General features: G+C 66.1%; 13 protein-coding genes. All 13 read right to left on the bottom strand.

The genetic code is table 11. The features are described 5' to 3' along the window. Positions 1 to 11 precede the first annotated feature (11 nt). Positions 12 to 1,802: a hypothetical protein gene (locus P8R42_09435; protein MDG2304863.1), complete on the bottom strand. Its 1,791-nt coding sequence runs from the start codon at positions 1,800 to 1,802 to the stop codon at positions 12 to 14. A gap of 16 nt (positions 1,803 to 1,818) precedes the next feature. Then, entirely contained in the window at positions 1,819 to 2,406 is a 588-nt protein-coding gene (locus P8R42_09430; GenBank protein MDG2304862.1) for a CDP-alcohol phosphatidyltransferase family protein, read from the bottom strand. Positions 2,407 to 2,418: 12 nt separating this feature from the next. Further along, positions 2,419 to 3,516: an ABC transporter permease gene (locus P8R42_09425; protein ID MDG2304861.1), complete on the bottom strand. Its 1,098-nt coding sequence runs from the start codon at positions 3,514 to 3,516 to the stop codon at positions 2,419 to 2,421. Then, positions 3,494 to 4,747, bottom strand: a complete 1,254-nt coding sequence (locus P8R42_09420) for a sulfotransferase (protein MDG2304860.1) — start codon at positions 4,745 to 4,747, stop codon at positions 3,494 to 3,496. Before P8R42_09420 ends, P8R42_09425 begins: the two co-directional genes overlap by 23 nt. Beyond that, complete coding sequence (locus P8R42_09415; GenBank protein ID MDG2304859.1) at positions 4,744 to 5,808, bottom strand: lysylphosphatidylglycerol synthase domain-containing protein; 1,065 nt, start codon at positions 5,806 to 5,808, stop codon at positions 4,744 to 4,746. Before P8R42_09415 ends, P8R42_09420 begins: the two co-directional genes overlap by 4 nt. A 90-nt stretch (positions 5,809 to 5,898) precedes the next feature. Further along, positions 5,899 to 7,536: an alkaline phosphatase D family protein gene (locus P8R42_09410; GenBank protein MDG2304858.1), complete on the bottom strand. Its 1,638-nt coding sequence runs from the start codon at positions 7,534 to 7,536 to the stop codon at positions 5,899 to 5,901. Between the two features lie 2 nt (positions 7,537 to 7,538). Continuing rightward, positions 7,539 to 8,714 (bottom strand): serine hydrolase, encoded by a 1,176-nt coding sequence (locus P8R42_09405; protein ID MDG2304857.1) that lies wholly within the window; start codon positions 8,712 to 8,714, stop codon positions 7,539 to 7,541. A gap of 124 nt (positions 8,715 to 8,838) precedes the next feature. Next, positions 8,839 to 9,270, bottom strand: coding sequence for an alginate export family protein (locus P8R42_09400; GenBank protein ID MDG2304856.1), 432 nt, complete (start codon positions 9,268 to 9,270; stop codon positions 8,839 to 8,841). 134 nt (positions 9,271 to 9,404) lie between these two features. Then, positions 9,405 to 9,641 carry a hypothetical protein gene (locus tag P8R42_09395; GenBank protein MDG2304855.1) on the bottom strand — a complete coding sequence of 79 codons (237 nt, stop codon included), beginning with the start codon at positions 9,639 to 9,641 and terminating at the stop codon, positions 9,405 to 9,407. A 42-nt stretch (positions 9,642 to 9,683) separates the two neighbouring features. Beyond that, the gene (locus tag P8R42_09390; protein MDG2304854.1) at positions 9,684 to 9,809 is read right to left on the bottom strand and encodes a hypothetical protein; all 126 of its coding nucleotides are present in this window, start codon (positions 9,807 to 9,809) and stop codon (positions 9,684 to 9,686) included. 225 nt (positions 9,810 to 10,034) lie between these two features. Beyond that, positions 10,035 to 10,406: a DUF423 domain-containing protein gene (locus tag P8R42_09385; GenBank protein MDG2304853.1), complete on the bottom strand. Its 372-nt coding sequence runs from the start codon at positions 10,404 to 10,406 to the stop codon at positions 10,035 to 10,037. 27 nt (positions 10,407 to 10,433) lie between these two features. Further along, on the bottom strand, positions 10,434 to 11,231 hold the full coding sequence (locus tag P8R42_09380) for an enoyl-CoA hydratase-related protein (GenBank protein MDG2304852.1): 798 nt from the start codon (positions 11,229 to 11,231) through the stop codon (positions 10,434 to 10,436). 52 nt (positions 11,232 to 11,283) lie between these two features. After that, the gene (locus P8R42_09375; protein ID MDG2304851.1) at positions 11,284 to 12,708 is read right to left on the bottom strand and encodes an FAD-binding oxidoreductase; all 1,425 of its coding nucleotides are present in this window, start codon (positions 12,706 to 12,708) and stop codon (positions 11,284 to 11,286) included. Positions 12,709 to 12,745: the final 37 nt, after the last annotated feature.

The raw sequence follows: 12,745 nt of genomic DNA, 5'->3' as shown, positions 1-12,745 counted from the left end.
TGCGGCTCGCCTCAGCCCGCAGTGAGGCGTGCGAGTTCCTCACACGACGCCGGCACGGCAGGCTCGACCGACGACGCGGCCGGCTCCGAGCAGGACCGAAGAACGTCGACCAGATCCCCCGTGAGCGAAGGATCGACGACACCGAGCCGAAGCCCTTCCGCCTCGCGCACCCAGCGCACATCCGCATTGCTTCGCCACGCGCTCGCCTGCATCGGCCCCACCCGGTCCAGGTCAACGATCACGTACCGGACCCCCGTGAGCCGCACGAACGTGCGAAACGCCGACGGATCGACGGGAATGCGGCCGACAAGGCCCAATAACAAGTCACGGCCGCGAGGCTCATAGCCACTCTTTCCGTTCACCAGCGGCCTCCAGTTCGCAGTGCTCCGAACCATCGCCTGCGCGGCATCCAACCCCATCGATCCATGGAAGGGGAACTCTGCCACCGCACCCTCGGGAAGCTCCGCGAGCGCGACGTGGAGCGGGAGCGCGGCGGCGTTGGTCGGAAACGGGTAGCCGGGGAACGAACGGTCGGGGATCCGAAACTCGACGGCAACCACCGCAAGGAACGCGACCCCGGCCACCGCCGGCCACCAGCGTCGCCCTCGCTCGACACCACCCAGCAAGACTGCGGCGCGGTCGAGCCCAAAGCCCACGAGAATCGAGAACCCGAACATCACGAGGAGCCCGAACCGGTCGGGCGCCCGCATGCTCGAGAAGCCTGGCACGACCGCGGCGAGCCAGCGGAACGGCAGAGTCACGTCGTGGCCCCCCACGGGCAGAGTCGGTCCGAGAGAGAGGACCCACGCCACGCCGACGATCGCGGCGGCGGCCCAGGTCGCGGCCCTCCGTTCGACGTTCGCGACGCGCGTGCCGACCAACGCGAGGATCGCGGCGGCCAGAGGCAACCAACCGAGATAGGCCTTCCCGACAGGAAGAAGGTACGCCCGCCAGGGATCACTCGAGTGCGCAAGCGGAAACGAGGCCCGGTCCGGCCGCGCGAAATCGGGCAGGACGCCCAGAGCGCGATTCTCGAGGTACGGCTGGCTGATCAGAGAGAGCGCCGCGCACGCCGCGACACCCGCGCCGACCGCGAGCCAGAAGCCTCTCGCGCGAACTTCGCGGCGCGCCACGAGGGCAAAGACCGCGCCATACAGCCCGACCCCGATGAGGGTCATGAACGCGAGATAGTACGAGCAGAGGCACTGGACGAGAACGAACCCGAAGACACCCAACGCGGATCCCACCGTCCCCTTCGTCAGCGTGCGGTCCAGCAGGAGCAGCGCCAGCGGGAGATACATCCACCCCAGCAGATGGGTGTGGAAGTAGATCCCGAGACGCGCCGGACAGAACGCGTAGACCGCTCCCGTGATCAGCGCGGCGAACGATCCGACTCCCGCGTGGCGGAGGTACGCGTAAAGAGCCGCGCCGGACAGTGCGAACGAGAGAACGAGGTCCACCTCGTAAGCGAGAACCGGGTTGCCGGTGAGCCCGTACACCGGCCCCGCCGTGAGCACCTTGCCGATCGAGTGCTCCGAGAGACCCAGACTGTTCGCGTACGGATGAAATGCGTTTGCGTCGTAAAGCGAAGCCGGCGCGGTACCCAGGGCATGCCACCCCCACGCGTAGAGCCAGGCGAGGAGGAAGCCGTCCTTGAACGCTGCGTCTGCGGGTCGCCCCTCGAACAGTGCTCGCGGATCGGGCATCGAGCCAACCGGATCAGAGAGAAGCGGCTGAAAGATCACGACCGTTGCGACGACGTAGACCGCGACGACGAGGAGCGCCTCGGCCCACGGTGCCACCGCCCGCGACCCTCCGTCAGGAGTCACGCCACCACAGAAAGGCGCTCCAGGCCGCGAACGCCGGGATCCCGACGAAAGCCAACGAGAGGAACGTCGCGAGCCCCCCCAACCAGGTCACGGGAGCGATGAGGTAGAGGAGATCTTCCAGTTCGAAGCCCGCGTAACTGGGCTGCGCGAAGGCGATGTGGCCCTTCCGCTTCGCTCGCGCGCCGCGGATCGTGAAAATCGCGCCCAGGGCCAACCCGGAGACGAAACCCATCGGAACCGCCGCTGCGCCGAGCGAGCCGTCCCGCAACCCGATGCCCATACCGACAAAGAGGCTCGTCTTCACGACGAGGTCGGCGATGCGATCGTACGTGTGACCGAACTCCGACGTCTTCCCCGTCATTCGTGCGAGCTCGCCGTCGGCGTGATCGATCACCCCGGTGAGCACGAAGAGAATTCCACCGAGATTCGCGTCCGCGCCCCCGAGTGCGTAGCAGTAGGCGGCCGCAAGCCCCGTCCCGACGCCGAGCGTCGTGACGTGATTCGGGTGAAGCCACGTCTCCGCAAACGGCGTGATCAGCGCACGCGCGACCTGCGCATCCCAAGGTTTCTGCGGCATCCCGGCCCGAGCTTAGCGCGAGGCGTACCGGGATCGAAACAGCCGCATCGCGACGAGCATCATGACCGCACCCTCGAGGAGCAGCATCGTGACCGGCCAGGCGATCTCGACGAGGTTCCGATTGCGCAGCACGATGTCGGTCAGCCCCCGCATCGCCCAGGTCGTAAAGACAATCGGAGAGAAGCGACGCATCCAGTCGGGTTCGATCTGCTCGGGCCACCAAAGACCGCCGAGAGCGGAGAAGACGAGGACGGCCGCCAAACTCAAGATGAGCGTCTGCTCCCGGCTCGTCGCGATGCTCGCGACGAGGAAGCCGAGCCCCACCGTCGCGAAGACGATCGCGAGGGTGAGAACCGGGAAGGCCCAGATGGACGATCCGAGCGACACGCCGAAGACGAGGTTGCCCCAAAAGAGCAGCACGAGCATCTGCATGACGCCCACGACGAATCGTGCGCCAAGCTTGCCCACGAGGATCCACACAAAGCCCCCCGGCGCGACCAGCAGGCGCTCGACGGTGCCGTTGTCTCGCTCGGCATGCATCGACAGCGAGATCCCCGCGACGGCGGCGAGGAGAACGAACATGACTGCGAAGCCCGGCACGTTCTGCTCGTAAGCTTCTACGCTCAGCCCGTCCCCGGTGAGGTTCTTCTCTGTCAGCTGGATACGGCCCTCGGCGAAAGGGTCATCCAGAGCCTCGGCGTCCTTCTGGGCCACCATCAACAAGACTTCGACGGCCCGGATGTCGTCCGGGCGCGCCGTATCCGTCAGGAACTCCCAGGTCGTGGGCTCGTCACGCGCGTAGCTCTCGCTGAACCCTTCCGGGATGATCATCGCGAGCGGGGCACGGTTCTGGACGCGAACCACATCCTCGGCCTCGGCGCGCGTCATCTCCAGCGGCTCGCCATGCTTGCTCAGAAGCTCGATGTACAACTCGGCGACCGGACCACCATCGAGGTTCACGATCGGAATGGGCATGCGCGGCACCTCTTCGGTGCCGTAACGCGCCGCGACGACGATCGTGATGACGAGGATGGGCGCGGCGATCGTGTAGAAGACCGTCCAGCGATCCCGAAGCAGGAGCCTCAGGTCATTGAGGAAGACGGCGACCATCGAGTCCAAACCGCTCCGAGTACTCCCGGTACCGATCGATCTCCTCTTCGGGATCGAGTCCGAATTGCTCGAAGGTGTACGCGTGACGTCCGTGTTTGTCTTTACGGTGATCCGCGAGGAACGCGCGCATGCGCTTCTCCGCCGCGGCTGAGAACGGCAGGTCGGCCCATGTGTAAATGGAACGCGCCATGCCGATCGGATCGTCGACGAGATCTGTGTAAGTTACATCGAGGACCTGGCCCGCGGGGACCCGGCCCTCGTCGCGATCGGAGAGAGCCTTCATCAAGCCCCTCCCCCATCGCTCGGACATCTCCGGTCCGACCGCGAGCGGGTCGACCTGATCGCTGAACGCGCTGCGCAGAACAGTGGTCAGACTCGCAAGTGATGCAACCACCGGCAACGGATCGCGATGCGTCATCACCACATGCGCGTCCGGATACGTTCCGAACAGCGCCTCCATTCCAAAGATGTGCGCCGGTGCCTTCAGCACCCACCAATCGCCGGCACAGCGCCACTGCAGGTGCTGGAGGAATTGCTTGTGCCCGACGTAGCTCGGCGTGAGGTCCTGCGCCTCGAGCCACCCCTCGTACGTCGGCACGTAGTGCGTCGTCTGGAATTGGAACGAATAGAACGACGGAGCCGTAACGACGAGGCACTCCTGCGGAAGACGGGCTGCGACAGGATGGATCTTCTTAAACTCGGGAATGATCCGGTAGAGCCACCGCATCTGTCGCTGAGCGATCTCGATGCGCTTGTCCTTTTTGTAGCGCGAACGCTGCGGCGGAGGCGACGGGAACATCGTCTCCCAACCCAGCGGCGAACGACTCACGGGATCCTGTGCCAGCAGGCCGTGGAGCAGCGTCGTGCCCGTGCGCGGCATCCCGGTGATGAAGAGTGGCCTGCGAACGGCGCCCTCGCGGATCTCGGGGTGGCGACGACAGTCGTCCTCCATCAGCAGTCGGTTCGAGAGGACCCGCTTCAGATCCTGTCTCGAGGCGATGCGCCCCAGAAGGCTCAGTCCAGCATCTTCTTCGAGCGACTTCAGGAGTAGCCGGAACGGGGCTTCGAACGTGGGATCGCCGAAGTCCGACAGGCCGGTCCGCCGACGCGCGACCTCAAGGAGCCCATCGGGATCGAGCGACGGCCGCGAGACGCCCGCTTCCTTCATCGCCCACCCGCCCATGTTCAGGGCGCGCGCGAGCGCGGAAGGTTTTGGGGTTCCCGTGATCATAGACTCTCCATCCGCGCTTCGTCGGAACGCGGCAAGAGTAAAGCGTTCGCCTCCTCGATCTGCCAGGCCACCAGCCCAGGCAGTCCAAGTGTCAGCTCCCGAACCCGTTTGGAGAGCGACAGCGCCAGGGCGGTCTCGGGCCCGATGCCGAGAACCTGGCCGAGCAGGACGTAGCCGCCCTCCTGAACACCCAGAGCCCCGGGGATCGCGAAGGCAGCCGCGCGCACCGCCTGCCCCAGGCTCTCGAGGAGGAGTGCGGTCGAGAGGTCCACCGGGTGTCCGAGCAGCCACAGCGCCAACCAAACCTCGCCGGCGCCCACAACCCACGCCACCAGATGCCACGCGAGGGCCGCCAGGACCGCCCGGCTCTCGCCGTACAACTGAGCCACGTCGGCATCGATGCTTTCGGCCTCGTCGGTAAAGGCACTCGGCCCACCGCCCGGCGCCAGCCGGCGAAGGCCGCGGGCCATGGCGCCGAACATTCCGCGACGCTGGGCAAGGTAGAAGCCGAAGAGCAGAAGCGCCATCAGCACCGTGCCCGCCAGCGCGGTCGGCGCGAGCTCGTGCCCGCCGAACTCCGCGATCAGAAGGGCAAGACCGAGAAGCGTAAACACGATCTGGGATCCGACCAGCGTAGTGATGTCGACAACGACGCTCGCGCCCGCGAACGCACCCGGAACGCCGCGGCGGCTCACCAGGTTGGCCTTCACGACACTGCCGCCGACCTGAGCGACCGGCAGGAGGCCGTTCACCGATTCGCCGATCCAGCGGGCGTAGAGCGCCGTCCGAATCGAGATCGGCGAGCGCGTAGCCAGCAAACGTCGCCAACCCATCGCGTCTGCGAAGATCGGCACGAGGTGAAACGCCGCCACCGCCAGAAGGCCCCAACCCGCAACCGAGAGCGCAGTCGCCACCTCGCCCACACCTTCGCGGGCGATGAGGGCGACGAAGAGGACGATTCCTACTAGGAGACCGCCCCGCGCCAGGGTTTTGAGACGATTCGCGCCGATGAGACCGACCTCCGGGGCGCCCGAGAATCCCCGGCGACGCCACCGAAACACCCCGTGAACACTCGCACAACGGGGCCTGACCTTCCAGTCATGTCGATCGAACACACGTACCGGGCCGGCGTCGCGGCCCTGGCTGCTCCCTTACGGCGCGGGCGCCGGAGGATCGCTCGGTGGCGCGGTCGGCGCCGCCTGCTTCACCAGGTGATTTGTGCCCTGAGACACGGCGAAGACCGCCGCCAGATGCTCCCCCCGCTCCGGCTCGAACACGGAATCTACATGGTACCAGGCGGCCTCTGCTCGCTCCGGGGTCACGTCCAGGATCGTGTAGCCGCGGTTGTCGTTGTCGCCCCATAACAGGTGCGGATTGGCCTGGAGCAAGATGGACAGGAAGGCCTCGCCCGGCACCGGGAAACCCGAGGTCACGCCCGGGGTGACGAATTCCACCCCGAGCGAGCCCGCACCGGTCTGGGGATCGTAGTGCGCCGGATCATTGGGATCCTCGGTGATGTCGAATGCCCAGGAACTGTGGATGTCGCCGGTCAAGACGATGAAGTTCGGTTCACCGCCGGCGCGCAGCGCCTCGAGCAGGCGTGTCCGTGCCGGGAAGTAGCCGTCCCACGCGTCGGTGTTCGAGATTACACCGCCGCCCTCCGACTCCGGTGCACCAGCGACCTTCCACGGCGAGAGGACGACCTGCTGCCCGGCGATGATCCAATGCGCCGAGGATTCGCCGACGCGATCCGCGAACCACTCCTCCTGATCGAAGCCGAGCATCGTGCGCGACGGATCCCGGATCCCGTCGCGATCGTTGGTCGCCTCGATCTGAAGATCGCGTCCCCACAGACGCGTGTCGAGCATGAGGAGATCGATCAGGTCACCGAACTGTAGTCGGCGGAAGATCTGTCCACCGTCCTGATCACGGATGGGCAGCCACTCGGAATAGACACGCTCTGCACGCGCGCGTCTCTCGGCCCAGTCGCCATCGGTCTCGGGATTGTGACCGCTCGCACCGCTATGCCACGCGTTGTTCGCCGACTCGTGATCGTCCCACACGGTGACGAACGGGTGTTGGCGGTGCGCCTCCTGGAGATCGGGATCGAGCCGGTACTGCGCGTACCTACCCCGGTAATCATCGACCGTCACGATCTCGTGCGGCGGCTGGTGCGAACGCACCGGGCCACTCGCACCGTCCTCGTAGATGTAGTCGCCGAGGTGCACGACGACATCGAGATCCGGGCGCTCCGCGATGCCCCGATAGGCGTGAAAGTAGCCGCCGGTGTAGCGGGAGCACGACACGACGGCCATCCGGAGGCGATCCACACCCCCGCTCGGCGCGGTTCGCGTGCGTCCGATCGACGAGGCGCGCCCCAGCGCGCGGAAGCGATAGTAATACGTCGTTCCTGCGTCGAGGCCGATCGCATCGAGCTTCACGGTGAAATCGCGATCCGCATTCGTGTCGAACCACCCCGCGCCGACCCGGTCCTGCATCGACGGATCACGCGCGACCTCCCAGTAGACCTCGAGGCCGTCGCCGCTCTCGGGCGAGAGCCTCGTCCAGAGGATCACCGCGTCGGCGAGCGGGTCACCACTGGCGACGCCGTGCTGGAAGAGATCCTCGGGGCCGAGCGGACCGTCGTACTCGTAATCCGGCAGGCCGCCGCCCGAGCCATCCCCCGAACTCGCGCTGTCCCCGCAGCCCGCGATCGTCGGCAGGACGGGCGCGATGCCGAGAACCGCGGCCAAACGGAGAATTTCTCGGCGAGTGAATCGGGTTCGCATGATCAAGCTCCTTGTTCGAGACAGCGGTACGTGGCATCGACGAGCGCGGTCGCCCGCGGGTCGAGCAAGATGTGAGGTCCCATCTGGTTCATCGTGTATCCGAATGAAACGCGCGCTTCGGGATCGGCGAAGCCCAGAGAGCCACCGGCCCCCGGATGGCCGAACGCACCGTCACCGCCGATGCGCGCGCCGGGCTCGTCCTGGGGCAGCATGAACCCGAGGCCGAAACGCGTCGAGCGCTGCAGCACCAGGTCTTGCCCGTGCGACTGCTCGGTGCGGCACCGTTCGACTCCCTCGGGCGAGAGCACGTGGACACCGTCGACCTCTCCCCCGTTCGCGAGCGCCGCGTATACGCGGGCGATCCCGCGCGCCGTGGCATGGCCGTTCGCACCCGGGATCTCCGCTTCTCGCCATGGCGCGTTGTTCGCACCGAGCGCCATCGATGGCGGGTTCAGAAACGCTTTCGCGACGAGTCCCGTCGGGTTGGTGAGGAACGCCTCGGCCAGCGCGATCGTGTCACCGACCGCACCGGGCGGCGCCGCCTGAATGTCCGTCACGCGCGGATGCTCACTCGGCGGCAATCCGATCCAGAAGTCGGCGGCGAGCGGCTCGGCGATCCGCTCGCGGAACACCGTCCCGAGACTCTTGCCGCGCAACCGACAGACGAGCTCGCCCACCAGCCAGCCGAACGTGACCGCGTGGTAACCATGGCTCTCACCAGGCGTCCACCACGGCGTCTGTGCCGCGAGAGCGTCACACATCGCCGTCCAGCTGTAGAGCGCCTCCGCGGGGAGAACCTCCTCGACGGCGGCGAGCCCACCCTGATGGCAGAACAGCATGCGGACGGGCATCCGCTCCTTGCCGCCCTGAGCGAACTCGGGCCAGTACTCTGCAACGGGCGCATCGAGATCGAGCAGGCCTTCGTCGATGAGCTGATGGGCACAGATCGCGGTCATGCCCTTGGTAGTCGAGTAGACGTTGACCAGGGTGTCGCGCTCCCACGGCTTTGTCTTCCCGACGTCCGCATGGCCGCCCCAGAGATCGACCACGGTCTCGCCACCCACAGTGACGGTCACGGCGGCTCCGAGCTCGCCCCGTTCACGGAAGCCCTCGTCGAACACCTCCCGAACGCGCGCAAAGCGCCGCGCACATATCCCCTGGCTCTCGGCATCCGACATCTGCCGAGTTCTACCACCACGGAGCGGGTCCTGCCTACGGGATTCGGGTGCCGTGGCAGGATCCGTGGCACTCCGACCAAATCCGGGCTGGGCGGATCACCGCCCCCGTTTCAGAAGGCCAGGGTCATCTCCCCGTAGCGTAGTTCAGGTCGCTCGTTATGAAGTTCGCGTTCACGATGCCCTGCCCGAACCCGTGGCCGTAGTACCCATAGAATTTCACGTTTCGGGTTGACTGCCATGTCACCGAAACGTCAGCGAGGTACGCCAGCTCTGTTGCACCCTTCGCCGCGACGCCTCCGAAACCGAAGAACGTGTCGCTGGTCGCACCGCCGCCGAAGTAGGCGAAGTCGGCGCTATCGTTCACCCGGAGCCAATGCCCGGCGATCTGCATCGAGACGCTGTCGGCGGGCTTGAGGAAAGTCTGAACGAACACGTCCTGGTTGTTCATCATGTTGTAGAATGGAGTCTGCGCGTAGATGCGCGCGGTTGGGAGCATCTGAAAGAACGTAGTGTGCTTGCCATCAGTCGGGTTCGAATCACCTGAGCCCCGCGTGATGCCCGTCCGGGTCCGAGCTCCTCAGTGTGGACGATGTTCGTCCCGAGGGTATGCACGTTGATCGCGAGCCCGAGACCCGCCTCGCGCTCTGCTGTCGGGCGGTTGTCAAGAACGACGATGTCCCGCTGGTCGCTTTACAGAAACCAGAAGAGCCGCCCGGTCGACCGAGGAAGCCACTCCGAGTTTGGCCCCGTGAGCGTGAGCGCTGGAGCGGTCACCTGGATTTTGCCGCCGTCGAAACTCCGACCAACCATCGTGTAGTCGAATGTGCCGAGCAGCCGCTCCTTGATGCGCTTGTTCACCAGAAACCGGAGCGCCGGATCGGTAATCTTCGCCTGGTTCCCGTCGCTGTATGGCATTCGACCACCCATGATCGAGTAGCCCTCGAAGGAGCCCGAGCCGCGGACACGCGCTCAGGCATTTCGAAGGAGGGGCGAGTACTGGAAAGTCTGCGGCGTCTTCTTGTAGTACGTGCCGCCGGGGCCCGGCGCGCCCTGCGGCAGGCTACCCAGAAGGCTGTGCTGAAACTGCGCGACCACGTCGACGTGGTCGGTGGTGAGCCCGACCCCGAGCTTGAAGCGGTTTCCAACGAAATTGTAGTCGTGGGTGGGCCTTCACAATCGACCTTCTTTAACCGCACCGCCTCAGCTGCATATCCCATGCAGGAGTAGACAGCGTATGTGACAGACACATCCGCTACATTACGCCAGCAGTGCTCGCCGACGTCCAAAATCGAACCGCGGTTCGACGAGGGCACTTCTCGGCTAGCTCTTGATCGCGGCCCAGACGAAGAGCCCCCACCCGACGAGGAAGGCGAGGCCACCGAGTGGAGTGATCGCGCCGAGCCACTTCGCTCCCGTGAGCGCGAGAACGTACAGACTTCCCGAGAACAGCAGGATGCCTATCGAGAACGCCCACGCGGCCGCACCGGCTCCGGAAACCTCGCCGCGCTGCGCGACGAACAGACCCAGCAGGATCAGTCCGAAGGAATGGTAGAACTGGTACTGCACCGCGGTTTGATAGATCTCGAGCAGATCCGGCGTGAGCCGGTCCTTCAGCCCGTGCGCTCCGAACGCTCCGAGCGCGACGCCAATGCCGGCGAACGCCGCACCGGCCGCGATGATCTTTCCTGCCACCTCACACCTCCCGCGGGGACGTCCCGCTCACGCGCCGCGGAAGCGCGGTCGGCGCTTTTCGACGAAAGCTTGGACGCCCTCCCGGGCGTCATCGGATTTCGAGAGAACCGTCTGCGCGAGTGCCTCCAGGTCGAGCAACTCGCGCAGCGACTGTTCGGCACCGTGATAGACGGTGAGCTTCGACATCGCGAGAGCCCCGGGCGGGTTGCGCGCCACGCGCTCGGCGAAGGCGCGAACACCACCTACGAACTCGTCGTCTGGGAAGACGCGATTCACTACCCCGAGTTCCTCGGCCTGCGCGGCCGATAGCGAATCCTGCATCCAGAGAAGCTCGAAGGTCTTCGCCGTCCCCAGGATGCGGGGCAGAAAATACGCACCGCCAAAGTCCGGCTGCATGCCGATCCGAAGGAAAGGGACGGAGAAGCTGGCGCTGGCCGCAGCGAGCCTGACATCGCAAGCGAGCGCCAGCACGCACCCCGCACCGATCGCAGGCCCGTTCACGGCACCGATCACGGGCTTCAGCGTCTCACGAAACCGCTGGGTCGAGCGCACGAGCCGATGGAGTTCCGTCGACCGCTTCACCGGCGACTGCTCGAGACGCTCCCCCATCGTCTTCAGGTCACCGCCGGAGCAAAACGTCCCTCCGGCCCCCGTGACGACGATCACCTTGACCGCATCATCCGCGGCGGCCTCGTCCAGTCCGTCCTCCAGCGCGCCCCAATCCGGGGGCATCATCGCATTGCGCTTATCCGGACGATCGAGGGTCAGGGTCGCGACGCCCGCCTCGCTGACCTCGTAGCGGACGGCTGGAGAGACTTCGCTCATGCCCAATTCGCTATCGTCGGACGGGACGATCGGCAAGGCCGGGGGGGGGGGCCTAGACCACACGACCGGGATTCATGATGCCCTTGGGATCCAAGGTGCGCTTCAGCGCACGCATGAGATCCATCTCGGTGGCGCTCTTGTAGTGCGCGAGGTCGTCTCGCTTGAGCCGGCCGATGCCGTGCTCCGCGGCGATGCTACCGTTCATCGACGTGACCACGTCGTGCACGATCCGACTAAACGCGCTCCAATGATCCAGAAACGGCTCGTCGGCGCCGCCCTCGGGAACGCTCAGGTTGAAGTGGATATTGCCATCGCCGAGATGGCCGAACGCGACCACGCGCACCCCCGGCCACTCGGCCTCCACCTTTCGGGTCGCCTCATCGAGGAACTCCGGAACGCGACTGACAGGCACGGCGACATCGTGCTTTACGCTCGCGCCCTCCCCCTTCTGCGCCTCGGAGATGCTCTCACGCAGTTTCCACAACGCGTCGATCTGCGCGTCGCTCTCGGCCACGGCGGCATCGAGTACGAGGCCGTCGGCCACAGCCTTCTCGAACAGACTCTCGCCGCGAGCCGCGAGATCTCCGTCGCCCTCGACCGGCGAGTCGAGTTCCACGAGGACGTACCGCTCATGCCGTTCGCGAAGGGGATCGGTCGTTCCGGGGATGTGGCGCAAGACGTAGTCGAGCGCGATGCGGGGAATCAGCTCAAAGCTGGAGACGGTGTCGCCAGTCGCCGCTCGGGTCCGCGAAAGGAGCTCGAGAGCGGCTGAGACATCGCGGACCGCTGCCAACGCGACCCACCGCGCGCGCGGGCGCGGAAACAACTTCAGCACGGCCGCGGTGATGATTCCCAGCGTGCCCTCCGCTCCGAGGAACAGCTCTCGCAGCGCGTAGCCGGTATTGTCCTTCCGCAGCCGACGCAGTCCATCCCATACCCGCCCATCGGGCAAGACCACCTCGAGTCCGAGGACGAGTTGGCGTGCATTGCCATACCGAAGAACGTGCACACCGCCTGCATTCGTCGACAGATTCCCACCGATCTCACACGTCCCTTCCGCGGCGAGGCTCAGGGGGAACAACCGATCCGCGGCGGCGGCGGCTCGTTGCACGTCGGCGAGAACGCATCCCGCCTCGACGGTCATCGTGTAGTCGAGCGCATCGATCTCCCGCACGCGGGCGAGTCGCGAGACCGAGAGAACGATCGCGCGACCGTCCTCGTCCGGGACCGATCCACCACAAAGCGACGTGTTGCCGGCCTGCGGGACGATCGGGATCCCGACCTCCGCGGCGATCCGAACCACCTCGGCGACCTCCTCCGTCGAGCCCGGTCGCACGACGGCACGGGCCCGACCTCGCCACCTGTTGCGCCACTCGACGAGGTGCGGCTCCATCTCGGCCGTATCTTCGATCCAGCCGCGCGCTCCGACCAGGTTCCGGATTCTGGCAAGCGCGTCATCCAACGCGGGGTCGTCCATACCTCCACCGTTTCGGTCCGTCCGACCGACGTCAAGG

This window comes from Candidatus Binatia bacterium (genome assembly GCA_029243485.1).
Lineage (GTDB): Bacteria > Desulfobacterota > Binatia > UBA12015 > UBA12015 > VGTG01.
Note: the sequence above shows the minus strand (reverse complement) of the source record. Positions and strands in the feature narration are given on the sequence as shown.